At 34.0% G+C, this 22,504-nt stretch carries 21 protein-coding genes and 1 pseudogene; 10 read left to right on the forward strand and 12 right to left on the reverse strand.

Going from position 1 to position 22,504, the window contains the following annotated elements; translation table 11 throughout:
- Positions 1–48: 48 nt before the first annotated feature.
- The 5 genes from CW751_RS12260 to CW751_RS12280 all read left to right on the forward strand — a co-directional run bounded on the left by CW751_RS12260 (position 49) and on the right by CW751_RS12280 (position 5,922).
- A complete protein-coding gene (locus CW751_RS12260; RefSeq protein WP_101335317.1) occupies positions 49–2,742 on the forward strand; it encodes a T9SS type B sorting domain-containing protein in 2,694 nt (897 codons plus the stop codon).
- A 102-nt stretch (positions 2,743–2,844) separates the two neighbouring features.
- Positions 2,845–3,510, forward strand: coding sequence for a metal-dependent transcriptional regulator (locus CW751_RS12265; RefSeq protein WP_317045817.1), 666 nt, complete (start codon positions 2,845–2,847; stop codon positions 3,508–3,510).
- A gap of 34 nt (positions 3,511–3,544) precedes the next feature.
- Positions 3,545–3,985 carry a hypothetical protein gene (locus CW751_RS12270; RefSeq protein ID WP_101335318.1) on the forward strand — a complete coding sequence of 147 codons (441 nt, stop codon included), beginning with the start codon at positions 3,545–3,547 and terminating at the stop codon, positions 3,983–3,985.
- Positions 3,986–4,083: 98 nt separating this feature from the next.
- A complete protein-coding gene (locus CW751_RS12275) occupies positions 4,084–4,995 on the forward strand; it encodes a M23 family metallopeptidase (RefSeq protein WP_101335319.1) in 912 nt (303 codons plus the stop codon).
- Positions 4,996–5,049: 54 nt separating this feature from the next.
- Positions 5,050–5,922, forward strand: a complete 873-nt coding sequence (locus tag CW751_RS12280; RefSeq protein ID WP_101335320.1) for a patatin-like phospholipase family protein — start codon at positions 5,050–5,052, stop codon at positions 5,920–5,922.
- A 116-nt stretch (positions 5,923–6,038) separates the two neighbouring features.
- On the opposite strand, the gene rlmD is transcribed toward CW751_RS12280, so the two are convergent.
- From rlmD to CW751_RS12305, 5 genes are all read right to left on the reverse strand, one after another.
- Entirely contained in the window at positions 6,039–7,469 is a 1,431-nt protein-coding gene (rlmD, locus tag CW751_RS12285; protein WP_101335321.1) for a 23S rRNA (uracil(1939)-C(5))-methyltransferase RlmD, read from the reverse strand.
- A 41-nt stretch (positions 7,470–7,510) separates the two neighbouring features.
- Positions 7,511–8,287, reverse strand: a complete 777-nt coding sequence (lpxA, locus tag CW751_RS12290) for an acyl-ACP--UDP-N-acetylglucosamine O-acyltransferase (RefSeq protein WP_101335322.1) — start codon at positions 8,285–8,287, stop codon at positions 7,511–7,513.
- Positions 8,280–9,689 (reverse strand): bifunctional UDP-3-O-[3-hydroxymyristoyl] N-acetylglucosamine deacetylase/3-hydroxyacyl-ACP dehydratase, encoded by a 1,410-nt coding sequence (locus tag CW751_RS12295; RefSeq protein WP_101335323.1) that lies wholly within the window; start codon positions 9,687–9,689, stop codon positions 8,280–8,282. Before CW751_RS12295 ends, lpxA begins: the two co-directional genes overlap by 8 nt.
- Before the next feature lie 29 nt (positions 9,690–9,718).
- Entirely contained in the window at positions 9,719–10,747 is a 1,029-nt protein-coding gene (gene lpxD / locus CW751_RS12300) for a UDP-3-O-(3-hydroxymyristoyl)glucosamine N-acyltransferase (protein ID WP_101335324.1), read from the reverse strand.
- A gap of 160 nt (positions 10,748–10,907) precedes the next feature.
- A complete protein-coding gene (locus CW751_RS12305; RefSeq protein WP_101335325.1) occupies positions 10,908–12,158 on the reverse strand; it encodes an HD domain-containing protein in 1,251 nt (416 codons plus the stop codon).
- A gap of 45 nt (positions 12,159–12,203) precedes the next feature.
- Here CW751_RS12305 and porX point away from each other — a divergent pair, with 45 nt between their 5' ends.
- The 4 genes and pseudogenes from porX (at position 12,204) to CW751_RS12325 (ending at position 16,147) form a co-directional block, all read left to right on the forward strand.
- Positions 12,204–13,748: a T9SS response regulator signal transducer PorX gene (gene porX, locus CW751_RS12310; RefSeq protein WP_101335326.1), complete on the forward strand. Its 1,545-nt coding sequence runs from the start codon at positions 12,204–12,206 to the stop codon at positions 13,746–13,748.
- A gap of 118 nt (positions 13,749–13,866) precedes the next feature.
- Positions 13,867–14,199, forward strand: a pseudogene (gene tsaE / locus CW751_RS12315) (tRNA (adenosine(37)-N6)-threonylcarbamoyltransferase complex ATPase subunit type 1 TsaE); the annotation flags it as partial.
- A complete protein-coding gene (locus CW751_RS12320; protein ID WP_101335328.1) occupies positions 14,196–15,416 on the forward strand; it encodes an alanine dehydrogenase in 1,221 nt (406 codons plus the stop codon). The pseudogene tsaE and the gene CW751_RS12320, both read left to right, overlap by 4 nt.
- A gap of 35 nt (positions 15,417–15,451) precedes the next feature.
- Positions 15,452–16,147 carry a hypothetical protein gene (locus CW751_RS12325; RefSeq protein WP_205677828.1) on the forward strand — a complete coding sequence of 232 codons (696 nt, stop codon included), beginning with the start codon at positions 15,452–15,454 and terminating at the stop codon, positions 16,145–16,147.
- A 12-nt stretch (positions 16,148–16,159) separates the two neighbouring features.
- On the opposite strand, the gene CW751_RS12330 is transcribed toward CW751_RS12325, so the two are convergent.
- The 3 genes from CW751_RS12330 to CW751_RS12340 all read right to left on the reverse strand — a co-directional run bounded on the left by CW751_RS12330 (position 16,160) and on the right by CW751_RS12340 (position 18,722).
- Positions 16,160–16,753 (reverse strand): DUF1684 domain-containing protein, encoded by a 594-nt coding sequence (locus CW751_RS12330; RefSeq protein ID WP_101335330.1) that lies wholly within the window; start codon positions 16,751–16,753, stop codon positions 16,160–16,162.
- A 65-nt stretch (positions 16,754–16,818) separates the two neighbouring features.
- Entirely contained in the window at positions 16,819–17,481 is a 663-nt protein-coding gene (locus tag CW751_RS12335; protein ID WP_101335331.1) for a YggS family pyridoxal phosphate-dependent enzyme, read from the reverse strand.
- Positions 17,478–18,722, reverse strand: a complete 1,245-nt coding sequence (locus CW751_RS12340) for a DUF1015 domain-containing protein (RefSeq protein WP_101335332.1) — start codon at positions 18,720–18,722, stop codon at positions 17,478–17,480. The genes CW751_RS12335 and CW751_RS12340 overlap by 4 nt, the downstream gene beginning before the upstream one ends.
- Positions 18,723–18,866: 144 nt before the next feature.
- Between CW751_RS12340 and rimO the strand changes: the two genes are divergently transcribed.
- Positions 18,867–20,186 (forward strand): 30S ribosomal protein S12 methylthiotransferase RimO, encoded by a 1,320-nt coding sequence (gene rimO / locus CW751_RS12345; RefSeq protein ID WP_101335333.1) that lies wholly within the window; start codon positions 18,867–18,869, stop codon positions 20,184–20,186.
- 44 nt (positions 20,187–20,230) lie between these two features.
- Here rimO and CW751_RS12350 read toward each other — a convergent pair whose 3' ends face one another.
- The 4 genes from CW751_RS12350 to CW751_RS12365 all read right to left on the reverse strand — a co-directional run bounded on the left by CW751_RS12350 (position 20,231) and on the right by CW751_RS12365 (position 22,304).
- Positions 20,231–20,632, reverse strand: coding sequence for a hypothetical protein (locus CW751_RS12350; RefSeq protein WP_101335334.1), 402 nt, complete (start codon positions 20,630–20,632; stop codon positions 20,231–20,233).
- Positions 20,625–20,969, reverse strand: a complete 345-nt coding sequence (locus CW751_RS12355; RefSeq protein WP_101335335.1) for a hypothetical protein — start codon at positions 20,967–20,969, stop codon at positions 20,625–20,627. The genes CW751_RS12350 and CW751_RS12355 overlap by 8 nt, the downstream gene beginning before the upstream one ends.
- Positions 20,970–21,001: 32 nt before the next feature.
- Positions 21,002–21,226, reverse strand: coding sequence for a YtxH domain-containing protein (locus CW751_RS12360; protein WP_101335336.1), 225 nt, complete (start codon positions 21,224–21,226; stop codon positions 21,002–21,004).
- A gap of 190 nt (positions 21,227–21,416) precedes the next feature.
- The gene (locus CW751_RS12365; protein ID WP_101335337.1) at positions 21,417–22,304 is read right to left on the reverse strand and encodes a T9SS type A sorting domain-containing protein; all 888 of its coding nucleotides are present in this window, start codon (positions 22,302–22,304) and stop codon (positions 21,417–21,419) included.
- Positions 22,305–22,504: the final 200 nt, after the last annotated feature.

Raw genomic sequence — 22,504 nt, forward strand, 5'->3', positions numbered from 1 at the left:
CTTTCTGAATAAGAAGCGTTAATTATTTAAGAACAAAAAATAGTATTGATGCAATTTAGAATGTTTATCATAGGAATTTTATCATTTTTCACACTGACAGTTAATGCTCAGAGTGATATCTGTTTAGGTAACGATACCATTGTCTGCCAAGGTGAAAGTTTGGTCTTGGAGAGTTGTAGTGGATTACAAATTCCAGGTGGGTTAGGATCCGTTTTAACAAATCCTACTTCTGTTAACTTAAGTGATGACAGATGGTCAAATCAAATACCAATAGGCTTTAATTTTGATTTTTATGGAAATACTTATAATCAAGTTGTTATTGGGTCTAATGGTTTAATTTCATTTGATTTGTCTCATGCATCAACGCATAACGCTTATTCTTTTGCTGGGTTAACGAGTTTACCTGATGCGGGCTTCGACGATGCACACAATGCTGTGATGGTAGCTTATTCTGATATTAATCCAAATAGTGGTGGTCAAATACTATATGAAACAATTGGTACAGCTCCTAATAGGTCTTTTTATGTTGTTTATGTTAATATTCCAATGTTTAATGCAACAGACTGTAACTATATGTCTATAATTTTACATGAAACAAGTAACACAATAGAAATGCACATTTCTAACAAAACTGTAAACGCAGGTTGGAATGGAGGAAAGGCTATTCAAGGGATACAAAATAATGATGGTTCCATAGCGCATATTACTCCTGGTCGAAATGTAACGCAATGGACTGCCGTTAACGACGGTAAACTATTTACACCAGTTTCTCCAACAAACACAAGCGATTATAGAATCTCAGATGTTCCGTATCATTTAATTGTTTCGGGGTCTGCAACTTTTGAATGGGAGAATACAAATGGGCAAACTTTTCCGTATAACAATGGTTTTATAAATATAAACAATATACAACAGGGAACAACGGGATACTTTTTGACTGTTTCGGGGGCAAACTGTAATTCACAAGTTGGTGCCGTTTCAGATACAACTTTTATTACAGGTTTAACCTCTAGTGTTGCAGCAACAGCAACAGACGATATGTGTTCTGCAGGTATCGGTAGTGTTACAGCGACAGCTACTTCAGGAGACGCACCATACACTTTTAATTGGCCAGGTTTAGGAAATGCAACAACTGCCACCGTTAATAACGTGAGTAGTGGAACGTATACAGTTGAGATGACAGATGATAATGGATGTATGTCTACAACAACAGTAACCGTTGGAGATACACCAGCTAACTATCCTTCAAGTACAACACAAGTTTCTTGTCCTGGAGGTTCAGATGGGACCGCTACTGTGGTTATGGATCCTCCTATCGGAAATGTTACTTATCAATGGAACGATCCAATGAATCAAACAACGAGTACGGCTACTGGGTTACAGGCTGGAACATACGAATGTTTAGTAACTTCAGATGTAGGATGTTCTAATACAGTGACCGTTACCGTGACAGAAGTTCCTGGTATGGATATTCAAGTAATTAATCAAAATGACGTAACTTGTAATAGTGCTAATGATGGAATTGTTGAAGTAAATGTGACAGATGGTAATCCTCCATATAGTTATAGTTGGACAGGTTCAGCTTCTACAACTTCGTTGGCAGATGATTTATATGTAGGAACAACCACGGTGACCATAACTGACGATGAGGGGTGTGTAACCTCTGAAGACATAACTTTAGGAGAACCTGATCCACTTTCATTTAGTGCTTTATCTCAAGACACTGTAATCTGTATTGGTGATTCCGTAATGTTATTTGCTAACGCTTCTGGTGGAAGTAGTGCGTATAACTTTAATTGGGAATCTAACGGTAATGTTGTAGGAAATTCAGATACTATTTATGTTACACCAACAACCGCTTTTACGGAGTATTGTGTAACGCTAACTGAAGCTTGTGGATCTCCTTCCGTTACGCAATGTGTAAATGTTGAATATCCAGGTGAAGTTGACCCAATGATTAGTCCAGATACGACGGGAGCTTGTTTTCCAGTAGAAGTGAACTTTGATAATATTACAAATACAACCGAAACAATTGATTATACTGTGTGGAAATATAGTGATGGAGATACAGATACAATTGGTAGTCTCAATTCTACCACACATACTTTTTATAAAGGTCTGTATGATGTTGATGTAAAATTAGTATCTGATAGAGGTTGTGAATATGAAAAGTCTTATCCTGATTTAATTGAAGGATATCCTTATCCAAAACCTAGTTTTTATATTAATCCAAACCCTGTTACTCTTTACGAACCATTTGTAGATGTTTTTAGTCAATCAAGTAACGATATTGTTTCATACAAGTGGTATGCAGAAGGGGCTAAACCTGATTTTTCAACACTCAAAGATCCAAGTTTTGAGTATCCAGAAGAAATAAAAAATCACCCACTTCTCTTAGTTGTAGAAAATAGTTTTGGGTGTGTTGATTCTTTGACAAGATTAGTACGTGTTGAAAATGAAGTAACTTTATTTGCACCTAACACTTTTACTCCAGATGCAAACGGACAAAATGATAAATGGAAGGTGACTATTCTTGGAGTGGATGTTTATAACTTCAAATTAGAAGTATTCAACAGATGGGGTGAAAAAGTATTTGAATCTCATGATCCAGAAGGTGCTTGGGATGGTTCTTATAATAATAAAATAGCTCCTGAAGGTACTTATGTATGGAAAATTAGAGCTTTAGATTTTGATACAGACCAAGTATATATGTTCAATGGTTATGTCAACTTACTAAAGTAATCCGATAAATAATATTGTAAAAGCTGCATTAATTTGCAGCTTTTTTTATGCCATTCATTTTATTTGTATAGTTTTATATTTTAATTTTTAGTAATTGGAAATATGGATTATTTGACCCAAAGTGAAGAAAATTATATAAAAGCTATTTATTACTTACATGCTAAAATCAAAAAGCCAGTTGGAACAAATGATTTAGCTAAAAGAATGGAAACAAAAGCAAGTTCGGTAACGGATATGGTGCGTAGACTTTCAGAAAAATCTTTAATTATTTATGAAAAATATAAGGGATGTGAACTGACAAAAGAAGGCGAAAAAGCAGCTTTAAAGACAATACGTAAACATAGATTATGGGAGACTTTTCTTTTTGAAAAACTAAACTTTGGATGGGAGGAAGTACACGAAATAGCTGAGCAATTAGAGCATATTCAATCTGTTAAATTGACCAATCGTTTAGATGAGTTCCTAAACTTTCCGAAATTTGATCCACATGGTGACCCAATACCAGATAAAAATGGAGAAATCATAAAGAGAGAAGAAACCGTAACATTAATCGATTTAGAGGTTGGTGTAGTCGCATTAATCATTGGTGTAGCCGATAGTTCCGCATCTTTTTTAAAGTACTTAGATAAGTATGATATAGAACTTGGGTTAACCGTTAAAGTAATTGAACGATTTGAATTTGATTTATCAACTGAAGTTGAAATAAATGGAAAAGTGCTTAATCTGTCGGAGGCAGCATCTTCTAAAATAACGGTTCAAATAAAATAAATAGTATTTTTATATTCTAAACCTTAACAGTACCATGACTCTTTCTTCTGTAATCTTAAAAGATCTAAACAATAATACATTCCTTCTTCCTGAATTATTGAATAAAGAGGATTTGAATCTGCTTCTCTTTTACAATACCAATTGTTTAGGTTGTACGGGAAGAGCTCTACCACTTGCGCATGAATTGAACATAAATCACGAGAAAGTTAATTTGATTATTCTACATTCCAATTTCAAAACAACGCCAATTTCAGTTGAAGAAATCAAGTCAGTATTTACAAATCAAGCTCCTCCATTTAAAATCTATAGAGAAGATTTTCATGATTTATATGATTACTTTGGGTGTGAAGGAACGCCACATTGGATTTTGATGAATGGATCTGGCGATGTATTAAAATCATTTTTTGGATCTCAGGAAGGGGCACAAATGAAACTGAGTTACGCGATTCAAGAATTTGAAGACCAATTTTCATAAAATAGATTAGAAGAACATTACCTAGTTTTTCTCGCTGTTAGCAGAAATAAATTAAATTTGTTGTGTTCTCAATGTAGTTGAGTTAAAAAATTATCTAAATGAAATTCATTTTTATTCTATCTTTTTTTTGCGTATCAATACAAGTTGTTATTGCTCAAAAGGTTAAAGATACATTGGATACCCCGAACGGTAAAATGATAATTTACGAAAATAGAACTTGGGAGTATTTAGAGGATATTAATTTTGATGGCGTACTTAATGATTACGTTCATAATTATTTTGTGAACGATTCGATTTTAAACTTTCAATGGCCATGGAATAACGATTTGTGTTACTCTTCTAATCGAAAGAACGATTTATTAAAACTCAATGATACTTTGTGGACTTGTCTTACTGATTCTGTATATTCAGATTTTGTTATGCCGTTTGACGGAAAAGTAACTTCTCGGTATGGTTACAGAAGAGGCCGATATCACAACGGAATTGATATTGACCTGCAAACAGGAGACACTGTGGTTGCTGCTTTTGATGGTAAAGTTAGATATTCAAAATACAATAAATCTGGTTTTGGAAACTTGATTGTTATTCGACATTACAATGGTTTAGAAACCTTCTATGCGCATTTATCAGAATTATTAGTTGTTCCTAATCAATGGGTCAAAGCAGGAGATCCTATTGGACTAGGAGGAAATACTGGACGTTCTTATGGAGCTCATTTGCATTTTGAAACACGCTTTTATGATGCCCCAATTAACCCTGAAGAGGTTATTGATTTTAAAAATAAACGTATCGTTGATGAAAATTTGTTTATCCACAAAGGGTTATTTTATCCTGGGGCTGCACCAAGTTTTTCCGCTGCTAAAACTGAAGCTTATTACCGGATTAGAAAAGGAGATACTTTAGGACATATTGCAAGAAGGAATAAGACCACCATTAGTCAAATTTGTCGCTTAAACAATATTAGCAGCAATACGATATTAAGATTGGGAAGAACCTTAAGGGTGCGATAGCCTATTTGAAATTCAACAATAGGTTTTCTTTAAGAATTTGATTATATTCATATCATGCTTAATGAAAATGTAAAAATTGTTGTGTCTATAGACGGCGGTGGTATCAGAGGTGTATTACCTTTGCTATTACTCGATCATTTGAATAACCTATTGATGAAACAGCAAATTTGTGAAGACCTGAGTAAAGAAATTAGTTTAATTGCGGGGACTTCAACTGGTGCTATTATTTCAGCGGGATTGATTGTAAAAGAAGAGGATAAGTATTTATTTTCTATCCAGGATCTTTTAAATCTTTATAAATTGAAAGGGCCACAGTTATTTAATCTATCTAATCCAGGGCACGAACAATCTGAAGGGTTAAAATTAGTCCTCAAAAGAAAGTTTAAAAATATTAAATTAGGTCAGTTAGATACTCATTTCGCTTTTGTAAGCTATGATAAGATTTCACGTAAACCTTTTATTTTTGATCATACAAATCCGCTGGTAAAAACAATAAATTTAAGCACAGCGTTATCTGCTTGTAGTGCAGTACCAGGCTACTTTCCTTCAGTTCGATTGGATAACTATGAATTGATTGATGGAATTATGGCGGCCAAAAATCCTAGCAAAATCGCTTATGATATCGCTCATATTCAATATCCAAATACTCGAATCATCTTGTTAAGTTTTGGTACTGGTAAGTTAAAAGGAGATATGTATGACGATATCGAAGAAAAAGTAACAGAGGTTGATATCCAGTTGAATAGTTTAGTGGAAACTGATCCTTATTTGAAATATTATAGGTTTCAACCTGAATTAAATATTGCTGATCCACAAATGGATAATGCTACACCAGACAACATTAATGCATTAATAAAGGATGGAGAAAATTATATTCGTCAGCATTCGAACTTATTTGAACAGTTAATCAAAGATTTAAAAAAGTAATAATAAAAAAGTCCCGACAAAATGTCGAGACTTTTAATACATTAACCTGTAGAAGTTAATATTTGATCCGTACTGTAGTTTACGGATGAATTAATTTATGGTTTCATTTTTCAACTTTATTTTTCAAATAAAGCAATTGCTTCGATATGACTGGTGTGTGGAAATTGGTCTACTAAGCTTACTTTCTTAGTTTGATAACCATATTCCTCCAAGGTCTTTATATCTCTAGCTTGTGTTGATGGATTACATGAAATATAAACAATTCTTTCCGCACCAAGTTGAATAACTTTCAAAAGTGTTTTTGGCGCTATACCAGCTCTCGGAGGATCCAGAACAATCGTGTCTATTTTACCTGCGTAATCAGGATATGCTTTTAGGAACTTCCCAACATCGGCGGCATAAAATTCTACACCATCAATATTGTTCCTTTCTGCATTTCGTTTTGCATCTTTTATGGCGTCTTCTACAATATCAACCCCTATAATTTTAGTGTCTTCTGTGCGTTGTGTTAGTAATTGTCCAATTGTTCCTGTACCACAGAATAAATCCATAACTACTTTTCCTTCTAAAGATCTATTTCCTTCAAAAACATAATCTAGGGCTTTATTATACAATCGTTCCGCACTTTTAGGATTGGTTTGAAAGAAACTTTCCATGCTAATTTCAAACAGAAGTCCATTTAATTCTTCTGTAACGTGATCTTTCCCAAAAGCTAAGGTACAATCTCCATTTTCTATTTTAGCCCTATCTGCAACATTGTCGTTAATGGTATGTTGGAATCCAGCAATTCGGTCTCCCATTTTTTCTTTTAAAAAGTCGGCCACTTTTTGTAAGTTAAAATCAGAAATACCCTGTGAAGAGGTTACTAAATTGATTAATAATTTGTCTTCGTAGAATGACTTCCTGACAACGATATGTCTAAAAAAGCCTTCTTTTCGTGGTGGATGCCAAGCTGGAAGTCCAGTTTTTTCAAGAAATAATCTAAACTCCTTTAGAAAGACTTCCCATTTTTCATCAAATAAACCAGAAGCTTTATTTAGACTTTCAACTTTCCACCATGTACCTCGGTGTTTAAAACCTAATGCAAAAGCATCATCAATATCTTCGTCTGTTTCTAAATCATGTTCAATACATGAAAAAGAATATTCCATTTTATTTCTGTAATGATAATGTTCTGGTGATGGAATAAACTCATCAAACAATTCATCAATATTTTGGAGACCAGCAAGTCTTCTATAGACTTCCAAAGTGACTTTTTGCTTTTGTTCTTCTTGAATTTTAGGAGGAACATGAATGTAAGGTGCGCCGCTTATTTCCTGATAGCTTGAAAGCTCTTCTTGTGGTGACCTTTTTAAAACTTTAATTAGACTACATTCTGCGTGTTTCTTTCTTTTCTTTTTAATTTGAGCACGAACCCGCTGACCTGGAAAAGTATTTTGAACGAAAAGTACATATGCGCCATTTTCGGTATTTATTCTTGCGATACCTTTTCCGCCAAAGGCTAAATCTTCTATGTCTAATTCAATAATTTGACCTCTTTTAATCAATTGAAAATGCTTTTAGAATGAGTAAATAAAATGTAATTGGCTTACATTAATCCGCGAATGATTCCTTTTTCGCTGTTTTTTACGAATTGTGTTACCTGTTTCTTAAGTTCGCTCTTCGGTAATTCGTTTTCTAGCGCCTGTAGTCCATTTGAAATATTATTGTTTTGAACAAATAAAATTCTATAAATATCTTCAATGGTTTTTATGTCTTCCTCAATGAAATTTCTACGTCTTAACCCAACTGCATTAATACCTGCATAACTCAAAGGTTCTCGAGCTGCACGAACGAATGGTGGGATGTTTTTACGAATTAAACTTGCTCCAGCAACAAAAGAATGTGCGCCAATGTGAACAAACTGTTGTGCTGCGGCTTTACCTTCAATTATGGCATAATCATCAATGGTAACATGTCCTGATAATCCTACATAATTTGCTAAAATAACATTGTTTCCTAGTTGGCAGTCGTGAGCGACGTGCACATATCCCATCAGTAAACAATTGTCACCAACAGATGTTTTCATTTTATCAGTGGTTCCTCGATGGATAGTGACACACTCTCTAATAGTTGTATTGCTTCCAATTTCAACAGTAGTATATTCTCCTCCAAATTTTAAATCTTGAGGAACAGCACCAATAACTGCACCTGGAAAAATTTTGCAATTTTCACCAATTCGTGTACCCGGATAAATGGTAACATTGGGTCCAATATGGGTTCCGTCTCCGATTTTCACATCTTCATAAATTGATGTAAAAGCCTCGATAGTAACATTTTCTCCAATTTTGGCATTTGAAGATACAGAAGCAAGGGGATTAATCATTTTCTACTTTGTCTTTAATAACTTGTGCTAACATCTCAGCTTCAACAGCTAATTTTCCGTTAATATAACCTTTTCCTCCCATATTTACTAAACCTCTACGCATTGGAGATAAAAGTTTTAACTCAAATACGACAGTGTCACCTGGAACAATCTTCATTTTAAATTTAACATTGTCAATTTTCATGAAGTATGTTGAGTAGAGGTGGGCATCATCTACTTTACTTAGTGCGAAAATACCTCCACATTGTGCCATTGCTTCGATTTGAAGAACACCAGGAAAAACAGGATTACCTGGGAAATGACCTGTAAACTGAGGTTCATTCATGGTAATGTTTTTAACCCCAATGATACTATCTTCTGTGATTTCCATCACCTTGTCCACCAATAAAAATGGATAACGGTGCGGTAACATTTTTTCAATATCGTTAATGGTGTAAAGCGGATCTTTTTCTAAATCAAAATACCTTGGTTTATTCTTCTGTTTTTTAATTTGTTCTTTTAAAACCTTAGCAAACCGTGTATTTCCAGAATGTCCTGGTCGAGCAGCTAATATATGCGCCTTAATTGGTTTTCCTACGAGGGCTAAATCTCCAACAATATCTAGTAATTTATGACGTGCTGGCTCATTTTGAAACTTCATTTCATAGTTGTTCAAAGTACCAATTCCTTTGTATTCAACTTGAAGCTTTTCTTTGTCTAATATTTTGGCTAAATGATCTAATTCTTCTTGTTTTACATCATCACGTTCCACTAAAATTATGGCATTGTCAATGTCGCCTCCTTTTATTAATCCGTTTTTTGCTAAGAATTCTAATTCACGTAAAAAAACAAATGTTTTACATGCCGATATTTCATCTTTAAACTCATCAATTTTGTAAATAGTAGCGTGTTGTGTTCCTAAAACAGGTGAATTGTAATCTACCATTACGGTTAATCGATAAACACTATCAGGAACAGCCAAAAATTCGATACCTTTTTCTTCGTCTTCCCATGGAATAACTTCATCTAACTCCAAATATTCTCGAATTGCTTTTTGGTCTTCGAAGCCTACAGATTCAATAGCGTCAACAAAAGGACGCGAACTTCCATCCATAATTGGAATTTCTGGACCTGAAATTTTAATAAGGGCGTTGTCTACTTGCATTCCATAAAGGGCTGCTAAAACATGCTCTGTAGTATACACTTTGGTACCATTTTTTTCCAAAGTTGTTCCTCTTTCTGTAGAAACAACTAGATCAGCATCTGCTTCAATAATAGGCTCTCCTTCTAGGTCAGTACGTTGGAATTTATATCCATGATTATCTGGAGCTGGACATAATTCGATAGTTACTTTTTCTCCTGTGTGTAAGCCAATTCCAAGTAGCTTTACCGTGTTTTTTAATGTTCTTTGATGTTCGATCATATCTATAAAATATCCGACAATAACGGAAATTATTTAAGTTTTTGTTCTATTTCTTGTAAACGTTTTAAAATTTGTGGTAGACGTCTAAATCCTACGTAAGATCTTTTAAAATCATCGATGGGAATTCCAGGAGATCCCATTAAAGTTGTATCAGGTTTTTTAACGCTACCAGGAATTCCAGATTGAGCCACAATTTGTGTTCGGTCTGCAATTTTAATGTGACCACTTACGCCAACTTGCCCTCCAATGAGTACATTTTGACCTATTTTTGTAGATCCAGCCACTCCTGCTTGAGCAGCCATTGCAGAATTTGTACCGACTTCAACATTATGAGCGACCTGCACCAAGTTGTCAATCTTAACTCCTTTTCGCAAGATTGTAGCCCCTAAAGTAGCTCTGTCAATGGTGGCATTCGCACCAATATCAACATGATCTTCTAAAATGACTTTTCCAATTTGGGGAACTTTTTGAAACTCTCCTTTTTCATTGGGAGCAAATCCAAATCCATCTGATCCGATAACTGCTCCAGCATGAATCAGACAAGATTTACCTATTACACAATCATGATAAATTGAAACATTGGCATGAATTGTTGTATTTTCTCCAACTTTTACATTGTCACCAATAAATGTGTTGGGGTAAATTTTTGCATGGTCACCAATTTCAGCGTCTTCACCAATGTATGCATTCGCACCAATATAAACCTCTTTGCCTATCTTAGCAGAATCAGCGATGTGAACATTTTTCTCAATTTTTGGCGATTTTTGACGCATTTGATCATAAACCTCAAGTAATTTAGCAAAACAGCTGTAAGGATCTTCTACTTTTACTAATGTTAAACTTGATGGAAGTGTTTTACTTGGTTTAAAACTTTTTGCAACTATAGCTATAGATGCAGATGTTTCATAAATATATGATTCATATTTATTATTCGCTAAAAAAGTTAAGGTATTGGGTTGACCTTCTTCAATTTTTGAAAGTCCAGACACTTTTACGTCTTTATCACCTTGAACATCACCTTCTAGGATGCCTGCAATTTGTTCTGCTGAAAATTCCATTCTTCAAAAATATAAAAAGAGTTTATTCTAGGACGCTCGATTTGCTTTATTTTTCCACAAAGCTATTCACAAATCTACCTTTATATCTAAAGTTGTGAAAGAAAAACAATTTTAGTTTCTTAAAGTACTATCATAAAGCCCATTTTTCGTGGTTTTATTTTTATGTCACAAAATGTGAAGGGTAGCATAAAAAGTACTTTTCTACAGGCTCAGATAAAGCATGAATGTTTAGATTATCAGCTGCTTGGCTCACATCTTTTACCGATCCATCCTTCATTAAAAGGTTTATGTTTTCTTTTTTTTCGTTGTAGGCATTATTGCGCAGCGCATCTGTATGAACGAAAAATTGCGCTTCTTCTTCAGAAAGATTGAAGTTTTTTTGAACCAAATCTAATTCATATTGAATTCTCTTGTCGGAAAATCGCTGTGTTGCAATTTCAATTTTAAACAATTTTCGATTGATTAACTGCGTAGCCAACAACGAAAGAACTTTATCTTCACTAAATTGCCATACTTTCACAGCGCCCATTATATCAAAGTCATCTAGCAGAGCGAATTGATGAAGTAAGTCGGCGTTATCTTGAAAGTCAGATAAAGAAGGTTCTTGTGCTAGGAACATTTTAAAAGCAGGACTCGCAAATAATTCAGTACCTGATTGTGTTAAGTATTTTGCTCTTTTCAGAATGAAAGTCAGCATAACCTCTGAAGATACAACTGTTTTATGCATATAAACCTGCCAATACATCAATCGGCGAGCTACGAGAAATTTCTCAATTGAATAAACACCTTTTTGTTCAACAACCAATTGATTGTCCACGACATCTAGCATGGCAATAATTCTATCGCTACCAATTACACCTTCTGAAACTCCAGTATAAAAACTATCGCGATTGAGATAATCCATTCTGTCCATGTCTAATTGACTAGAAACAAGCTGGTGTAAAAAACTTTTCTTGTATTTATCTTCAAATATTTGAATCGCAAGGTCTAATTTTCCATCAAATTCAATGGATAGTCTGCGCATAAAAAGTAAGGAGATTTCTTCATGACTTACACCGCTTACGATATCGTGTTCTAAGGTATGGCTAAATGGACCATGTCCAATATCATGAAGAAGAATAGCGATTAACACAGCGGTTTCTTCTTCTTCTGTGATAGGAATACCTTTATAGCGTAAAGCCTGAATTGCTTTTGTCATCAAGTGTGTTGCTCCTAAGGCGTGATGAAAACGTGTGTGTAAAGCTCCTGGGTAAACAAGGTGAGACATTCCCAATTGTTTGATTCTTCGTAAGCGTTGATAGAATGGATGTTCTATTAAATCGAAAATTATATCCTTAGGTAAGGAAATAAAACCGTAAACTGGGTCGTTTATAATTTTCTTTTTATTATTTATGTTGAGGTTTGGACGCAAATCTTTACTTTTATATTATTACGTAAAATTAAAAATAATCAGACAATGCAGGTAAAAATTCTTTGGGCAGATGACGAAATAGATTTATTAAAACCGCATATTTTATTCTTAACTCAGAAAGGATACGAGGTAGAGACGGTTCGAAGTGGAGGAGAAGCCATAGAAAAATGTGAAGAAGAATCTTATGATATCGTTTTTCTTGATGAAAATATGCCTGGAATTTCTGGCCTTGATGCTTTGTCTAAAATTAAAGAGCTTAAACCGCTTGTTCCTGTGGTGATGATCACCAAAAGTGAAGAAGAAAGCATAATGGAGGAGGCGATTGGTGGAAAAATAGCGGATTATTTGATAAAACCCGTTAATCCTAATCAGATCTTATTGAGTTTAAAGAGAAATTTAGATCAAACAAAATTAGTTTCGGAACAGGTAAATACCAATTACCAAAGGGAGTTTCGACAGATCGGAATGGAGCTAGGAGATAGCTTATCTGTTGATGAATGGAAGAGTATGTATAAAAGACTTGTGAATTGGGACTTGGAGTTTTCAAAAATGGAGGACCAAGGTATGCAAGAGGTTTTTGACATGCAGTTGAAAGAAGCGAATAGTTCATTTACGAAATTTATAGAGAATAATTATTTAGATTGGTTGAATGGAGTAGAAGAGGGGCCACAGTTTATTCACACGCTGTTCAAGAATAGAATTGCTGAACACTTAGAAGAGCAAGTTTACTTAATTGTTATTGATAATTTAAGATACGATCAGTATCAAGTTCTGCGTCCTGTTTTAAGTAAATATTTTTCATTTGAAGATGAAGATATTGTCTTTTCAATTTTACCGACAGCGACTCAATATGCACGTAACTCATTTTTTGCAGGCCTGTTACCAAGTGAGATACAAAAACGTTATCCGAACTTGTGGGTAAGAGAAGAAGACGATGGAGGTAAAAATAACCATGAAGAGGAGTTGCTTCAGAAGCAATTGGAACGTCTCGGAGCAGATAAAAAAATTGGATACAGAAAAGTTACAAATCTTGAAGCTGGAAAGAAATTGGCTGATAATTTAAGTCAATTGAAAAATAACGATTTGAATGTGATTGTATATAATTTTGTTGATATGCTTTCTCATGCAAGAACGGACATGAAGGTTATAAAAGAACTGGCAGATGACGAAGCAGCTTATCGATCACTAACAGCAAGTTGGTTTGAACACTCTCCTTTGCAAGATATTTTAAAAGAAATTTCTAAAACAGGAGCAAAAGTCGTCCTCACAACAGATCATGGTACCGTAAAAGTGGATAATGCGATAAAGGTGATTGGTCCAAAAGAAACCAACACAAATTTAAGGTATAAAATCGGTAAAAACCTGAACTACAAGGAGAAACAAGTATTTGAAGTTAAAGATCCCAACGAGGCGTTTTTACCCAAAGAAAACATTTCGGATGTGTATATCTTTAGTCGGAACAATGACTTTTTTGTTTACCCAAATAATTACAATCATTTTGCAAAGCATTATATGGATACATTCCAGCATGGTGGGATATCCATGGAAGAGATTTTGATTCCCTATGTTGAAATGAGAGGAAAGAAGTAAGCTTTAAGTTTAATTTATTAAATAAAAGATGTATGCTTAAATTTTACGTTCGCAAAGAATCAGATTTGATTGCAGTTAGCACCAAGATACTTGAAAAAAAGGAGATCATACCGTTTTCGCTTTTAAGGGAGATATGGGTTCGGGTAAAACCACTTTTATTTCTTATCTTGCTAAAGCAATGGGAATTGAAGACGATGTGAGTTCTCCAACATACGGTTACGTGAATGAATATCAGAGTCCGTTTTATGGAACAGTATTTCACTTTGATTTATATAGAATTGAACAGGAAGAGGAGGCGTATGACATTGGTATAGAGGAGTATATTTATGGAGATGAAATTGTTTTTATAGAATGGGCTGAAAATATTCAGAACCTTTTGCCCGAAGATTGCGTATGGATAAATATTACAAAAATTGATCAAGATGATCGTGAGATTGAAGTAGAGCTATGAAAACAGATCCAGAAATAATGAAAAGCCTAATGAAGGAAGGCCGTTTACTTCCACAAGAGGAAATGCTTGAAATTGCCCGTAAAAAAGGGAGCTTAAAAATTGGCGTACCTAAAGAAAATACCTACCAAGAAAGACGCGTTGCTTTAGTTCCAGAAGCAGTTTCTTTACTCGTTGCCAACGGTCATGAAATTCTTATTGAAACCAAGGCAGGTGAAAATGCAAGCTTTTCAGATCAAGCCTATTCTGAGGCAGGAGCAGAAATTGTTTACGATCGGAAAGCAGTTTTTCAGTGTGATATTGTATTTAAAGTTTCTCCGCCAATAGAAGAAGAGGTTGAAATGATGAAAGTTGGTCAAACTTTAATTTCAGCTCTACAGATCAACTTGCAGCCCGAGATGATCTTGCAAAAGATGAAAGAAAAAAAGATTACTGCAATTGCATGGGATTACATGCGCGATAATGACGGTCACTTTCCTGTTGTTAGTGCTATGGGAGAAATTGCAGGAAACACCTCTATTCATATTGCAGCAGAGCTTTTAAATGCTTTTAAGAACGGTAAAGGGGTAATGTTGGGTGGAATCGCTGGAGTTCAACCTACAGAGGTAGTAATTTTGGGTGCGGGAACTGTAGGTGAGTTTGCAGCAAGATCAGCTCTTGGATTAGGATGTTCAGTAAAGGTGTTTGATAATTCTTTGGGGAAGTTGAGACGATTACAGACAGGAGTTGGAAATCGTATTTACACTTCTATTATTCAGCCAAAGGTATTGAGCAAAGCACTGATGAGAGCAGATGTTGTAATTGGTGCAATACGCTCTTCTTTTGGTAAAACGCCATGTGTTGTTTCAAGTGAAATGGTTAGCAATATGAAGGAGGGCGCAATTATTATTGATGTTAGTATTGATCAAGGTGGATGCTTTGAAACTTCAGAAATAACCAATCACAAATCACCAACCTTTGATAAATATGGGGTTACTCATTTTTGTGTACCTAACATTGCATCTCGTGTTTCGAGAACAGCATCTTTTGCTATATCAAATATCTTCGCTCCAGTGTTGATTGAAATGGGAGAGAAAGGAGGAAGTAAGGGGCTGATTAAACATAATTATGGCTTTAGAAGCGGTGTTTATATGTATAACGGAACATTAACAAGTGAAGTGCTCGGTAAAATTTTTGATTTGGATTATAAAGAAATTGAACTTTTATTGATGGGGATGTAACTTAACTCCTATTTTTGTGCTTTAATATTATGGCTATGCAAGGAATTTGGAGAAGGTTTAGGTATTATTTAATTGGCTTCCTGATTGGAACAGTTTTCGTGAGTATTTTATTTAAAGACAGAGGGTGTTCATGGACGCCAACAAACCGTGTAAAAAACTCAATTCAAGATAAAATTATTGTGTTCCCAGAGAATCAATTAAAGAAATTGGAGCAATTAGGAATAAATAAATCTAATATTTATAAATTTCTTGTACATGGTGATGTAGATTTCTCTAATAGCTTAAAAGATCGTTTTCCCAAAGTGTATATTATCGAAGAAAATGATTCCATAAACAAAAAACTGCAATTCTCGCTTTATGAAGATAGTTTTATAAGCATTGTTCATGTGCTTGATCAAGAAGAATCTCCGCAACGTTATGAGCAATTAGAAGGTTTTGGCGTAATGGCTCGTCTGCCGAAGGATTCAGCTTTAGTTTTTATAGATAAATCTAATTATACTCAATGTAAAGCACGAGGTCTAGCATCATCAGAGCAAGGAGATATTATCACTGCCATGAAGGAAACAGGAAAAGTTGATTTTTCAAATAGTAATTTAATGCTTACAAAGGCAACGCAACGGATTCAATTTTTACAAAACGACACCTTAACTGTCAATGCAGAAACAATCTGGCTTGAATCTCGCATAACCTTTAAAGACTTCTATTGGGATTATGAATTAGACTGTGAATAAAGATAAAATGATTTAGTTTGGATTCTTAACTCCTGCATTTATCTTTACATCAATATGGTTTTCCTCGGGTGTGATTGGGCAAGAATACCTGTATGAGTAAACACAATATGGATTATACGCTTTGTTGAAATCAACGCGAACATGTTTTACCCCATTTTCAATTTCTAAATCTAAATACCGACCTCCACCATAGGTTACTTCTGGCGCATTGGCATCTTTAAAAGGAACGAAAACAAGGTTTTTATAATCGTCTCCAAAAAGGCCTAGGTTTTTGTAAACGGCTAATTTGAACTTTTCTTTGTTCCGCTTAAAATGTAAGTAACCAATGCGTTTGTATTTGGGAGTTCTGCCTGTAGTTGTGGGCATTCCAAATGTTTTTCCTTTCTTCTTTTTAAATTTAGCGGTCAAAACCCATGTGGAATCTATTGGGAAGTAATTTAGTTTGTTAATTTTTTTCTGTTCATCCGTGTTAAGAATTGAATCAGTATGAAGTAATTTTTGTTCAAAATCTGACCTTTCTTTTTTTATTTCATCAAGGTAATTATCTTGAGCAAAAAAGGAACCTATTGGAATTAAAACTGCAAGAAATAGTGTTTTTATATTCATAATTATTTATTATTATGTGAATAACATAGTTCGTTACGGCATTTCAAAAGTTTTCAAACCTAAAGTTAATTTCTAGCACCAAAAATAGTACTTCCAATTCTCACCATATTGCTACCTTCTTCAATGGCTATTTTATAATCGCCACTCATCCCCATAGATATAATGGAAAAATCGTCTTTAAATTTAAAGAAATGACTTCTAAAAACCTCAAAATAATTATTTAAAGTTCGAAATTCGTCTCTAACTTTTTCCTTGTTTTCTGTAAAGGTTGCCATTCCCATAACGCCTTTTACATTAATATTTTGTAATTCTACAAATTCATTGCTTTCAAACATTTCTTTTGCTTCTTCAAATGAAAAACCGAATTTGCTATCCTCTTGAGCAATATGAAATTGAATAAGAACATCAATTGTACGTCCTTCGTTTTTAGCTCTTTTATTAATTTCGATTAACAGTTTGAAGCTGTCTACACCATGAATTAAGCTTACGAAAGGGGCAATATACTTCACTTTTTTTCTTTGCAAATGACCAATCATGTGCCATTGAATATCTTTTGGAAGTGAGGCTTGTTTATCGACCAATTCTTGAACTCTATTTTCTCCAAAAATACGTTGACCTACTTTGTAAGCTGCCAATATATCTTCATTAGGTTTAGTCTTTGAAACAGCTACTAACTCAACATCTTCAGGTAATTCATTCTTTATCTTGGTTAAATTCTCTTTAATCATTCGTTTATTTTATAAATGGTTAATCCACTGCGCATTTTTGGTTCAATCCATGTTGATTTTGGTGGCATTATTGCATTTTCATCAGCAACAGCCTTAAGTTGTTCCATGGTTACAGGATAGAGCAAAAATCCAACTTCATTTTTTCCTGAATTCACCGAATGTTCGATATTGAGTATTTCATTTTCTCCACTTAAAAAAGAAACATTAGGGTCAGTTGTTAAGTCATGAACTCCTAAAATTGGGGATAAAATGTAACGTGTTAAAATTTCAGCATCAATACTAGAAACAGCGTCAAGTTTAGTGTGCTTTTCAATATCTAAACGCAATCTATACCACGACCTGTCAACAAACATGTGAATATCATGCAATTGCACTGGAGGATAAGGTCTGTCTAAGGCTTTAATAGAGAAATGTTTTTTAGTTAAGGAAAGTAACGTCTCTTTAGAATGTCCGTTTAAAGACTTACATAAACGATTAAAAGGTAATATGTTCAAGCGTTCTTCATCGATGAAAAAGCTTAAAAAAGAATTGTAGTTCTTGTGTTCATCATAATTTCCACGACCTGATATTAAATCCTTTAGTCGAACAGAGGATGCGGATCTGTGATGTCCATCTGCAATATAGCAAGTATCAATTTCTTCATAAGCTGCTTGAATGTTTTCCACCTCAGTCGCATTAGCAATCCACATTTCATGTGTTATTTGGTCTGTTGTTGTAAATTCATATTCAGCACGCTTCTCAACGATTTTAGCTAGAATTTTGTCTAGTTGATCACTTTTTTTATGACTTAATAAAACCGGTTCAGCATTCATACCTACTACATCCAAGTATTTTGTAAACATTTCTTCTCTTGATGCTAACGTGGCCTCGTGTTTTTTAATTTGATTATTTTTATATTCTTGTACACTCGCTCCGCCAATTACACCAAGATAAGTGTGGTTTGGAGTGGTCTGACGATAAACATACAATGATTCTTCTTCATCTTGAGCAAGAATACCACGTTCAATAAATTCTTCGTACTTGCTTTTTACTTTTAAAAAACGTTCTTCTGAATTGGGCGCAGTGCGTGTTTCATCATTTTCAAAAAATTCTGGATGAATAATGTGTATAAAGGTGTATGGATTAGATTCTAACTTTGCTTCAAGAATTGAGTTTTTATATGCAGCAACTGCTCTAGAGGCTACTAATTGTGCCTTACTTCTAACAGGCCGTATAGCTTTAAAAGCTTTAATTTTTGTCATCGTCTTTATATTTCATTTTATTGTATAGTAAGCAGCTTTTACAAAGATATAAATTTGTTTGATACCGAATACGCACAATCATTTTCTATTGATTTTAATACTTTTTTATAGAGAGTGCATGAAAATCTTATTTAAGCTGTAACTTTGCATCATGAAGACGAAAACATTGAAAAAAATAAGGTAAATGTTGTTACCTTAGGATGTTCAAAGAATATTTTTGACTCAGAAGTATTAATGGCTCAACTGAAAGCCAATAAGTTTGAGGTAGAGCATGAAGCAAAGCAAGATGATTCTGAAATTGTAATCATTAACACATGTGGCTTTATTGATAATGCCAAACAAGAATCAATTGACACCATATTGCGTTTTGCAGATGCAAAAAAGGAAGGACAAGTAGATAAAGTTTACGTTACGGGGTGTCTCTCTCAACGATATAAAGATGATTTAGAAAAGGAAATACCAGAAGTAGATGCATATTTCGGAACACGTGAATTGCCGAGAATGCTCAAAACATTAAAGGCAGATTATAAACATGAATTGGTAGGGGAGCGGTTATTAACTACTCCTTCGCACTTTGCTTATTTTAAAATTGCTGAAGGTTGTGATCGACCGTGTTCTTTTTGTGCGATTCCTATAATGCGTGGTGGACATAAATCTACTCCGATTGAGGATTTGGTGAAACAAGCAGAGAGTCTTGCTGCTAAAGGCGTTAAAGAGTTGATGTTGATAGCCCAAGATTTAACTTATTACGGTTTGGACTTGTACAAGAAACGCGCTTTAGCTGAATTAGTAGATCGATTAGCAGATGTTGAGGGAATCGAATGGATTAAATTACACTATGCTTTTCCAACAGGTTTTCCTATGGATGTTTTAGATGTAATGAAAAACAGAAGTAATGTTTGTAATTATTTGGATATGCCATTACAGCACGGTTCTACTCGAATGCTAAAAGCAATGCGAAGAGGAACGACGCGTGAAAAAACAGAAAGACTGATAGAAGAAATTAGAAACAAAGTTCCTGATATTGCAATCCGAACAACATTAATCGCAGGATATCCTGGAGAAACAGAGGAAGATTTTCAAGAAATGTATGATTGGGTAGAACGTTCTCGCTTTGAAAGGTTAGGGATTTTTACTTATTCCCATGAAGAAAATACACATGCTTACAATTTTGAAGATGATGTTCCTGCTGAACTTAAGAAAGAAAGAGCGGATACAATCATGGAATTACAATCTGGAATCAGTTATGATTTGAATCAAAAACATATAGGTCAAGTAAGAAAAGTCTTATTTGATAGAGCGGAAGGAGATTATTTTATCGGAAGAACTGAGTTTGATTCTCCTGAAGTGGATAATGAAGTTTTAATTAAAGCGGCAGACAATTATGTAAGAATAGGCGATTTCGCACCGATTTATATTACTTCAGCAGACCATTACGATTTGTATGGTAAATTGGCAGATTGAAGTTCTAAGTGCTAAGAACTAAATTTAAATCATAAAAAAATGGACTACTTGTTAGTCCATTTTTCAATATACTTATCAACGTAAGCGGATATAATCTCGGTTAAATACGGTTTATTATTACTATACAATCGATCAACAAATGATCTAGCAATAATTCGCCAATCTAAACCATTACTTTTTTCTACTGAACCTTTCAATAATTGATAAGAAACTTTTTCATATAGAAAGTCTAAGGATAGGTTTATTAAATACTTTTGTAAATCAAATTTACCTGTAAATTCATGACCAAAATTTTTACCTAACTCTTCTTCAAAATAACCATATAGGTTGGCAGGAGAAAGGTATGACTTTATATTTGTCTCCAAACTTAAACGCCTCAGGGCAATTTCCTTTTCAATTCGTTCTTCTTCTAATAATAAATCTTTGTAACTTTCTATTTTACTCATGATCCTTTGTCATTATTCGGGTGAAAAAATTAAGAAGTGCTTGCAGGGTTTGTCTGTTGAATATTCGCATGAGCAAAATCGCCAGAAATGGAATTGCACCAACTATTAAAAAGCCCAAAGGATATGATTCTAATAAACTTCCTAAATAAAGCGCCAAAGCAAAACCAAAAAAGGAAATGCCCATTTTCAGTAAAATTGTGTTTAATAAGTTATACGAAACTTTTGTAAAAACACTTGCTGTTTTTTTTATTCCTCGAACTTTGATTAATTCGAAGTATGAGTTTGCTAATTCCTTAGCATCATCAATTCCTTTTTTGGTTGTATTACGCTCTCTCATTCTTTCTTTAAGGTGTTGAATTTAATAGGTGGTTATGATTTATTAGTCGCTTTTTTAAGCAATTCATCACCTTTGTCAACGATTGCGTCTTTTGCATTTCCAAGTGCGTTTATCGTTGCATCTTTGGCGTCTCCCACCTTATCAGAAATCATTCCTCGTGTTTCTTTACCACTTTGGGGTGCAAATAATAATGCTACTCCTGCTCCAACTGTTGCTCCTGCTAATGCTGCTAATACTACTTTCGATGTGTCATTCATAATTTTAAATAATTTTTATTGTTAATAATTCGTTTTCACCAATATACTGATAATTCTCGCTTTAGCATAATTTAGAGTCTTAAAAAAGATTAAAATTTAGTATTACTGCCAAAATTGATACAGCCTCAAAATCGTTTTGTTAGAATGGATATAAATCATATTATATACTTGACACATCTCAGGTATAGATTTAATGCTCAACTATAAACTGACGCCTATTTAATAGGACTCCTTTGCTATCATAAATTGAATAAAAGTAAACTCCTTTTTCTAGTTTATTAATATTGATCTTTCGACTGTGATTTTCGAAGGTGGTATTAATGACCTGCTTACCGAGAAGTGATTGAATGATTATTTTCCCGCTTTGCTCTTTTTCTACAAAAAAGTTAATGACATTTTTAGCAGGATTGGGATACATGACGATTTTTTCTTGATCATACTTCTCTTTTTTAGTTCCTAAATTGTTACCGATCTCTATATTATCTATGCTTATTGTTGATCCAGGTTCAATTGGTTCTGTAGCATTAACAATTCCTTCGGCAGCACTACTACTGATAGAGATAATATACTCTTCAGGTGTACCTTGATTGAACGTAGTTAAATTGACGGTTACAGAAGAAAATTCAGATTGGGTTCCTGTTAATTTTAACGACCCATTACTCAATATGTTGTTATTGACATCAATGGATTGAATTAATATCAACGCTGCATCTCCTGGCTTTACGTCGTATTTGACATCCATTCTTAACTCTTCAAAGATTAAATTGGTACTAACGACCTGTCTAATAATAGATCCGTAATTTCCATCAGGATGAGCTGGTGATGTGGAGGAATTTAATTTGAAAGAGTTGAGTTTGACATAATATTCACCCTCCGTAGGTGAATCACTCATTTTTTCAATGGGTAGAATAGGGTTATTATTTTCATCAAATAGATCTCCATGAAATTGGTAATCAAAATAACTACTCCAGTCATTTACCAACGCTGAATTCCATTCTTCAAATCCAGGATTTGCAATTTGTGCATTGGTATTTAATGATAAAAGCCCTAATAATGTAAAAGTGTAAATTTTCTTCATAGTAATAAATTTGGTTGATAAAAAATTAACTGTTTTTTGTGAGAAATCAAGATCTTACTTATTTAACAGTTGTTTTTGTTGATTTTAATCAAAATACTTTATGATTTTTACTTTGTGTGATACACCATTGCGAGATGCATTGTTGAAACATAATGATATCATTTTATTGTGAATGAAATTATTTCTCAAAAAAAAAGACC

The sequence above is a fragment of the Brumimicrobium salinarum genome, assembly GCF_002844555.1.
Lineage (GTDB): Bacteria > Bacteroidota > Bacteroidia > Flavobacteriales_D > Crocinitomicaceae > Brumimicrobium > Brumimicrobium salinarum.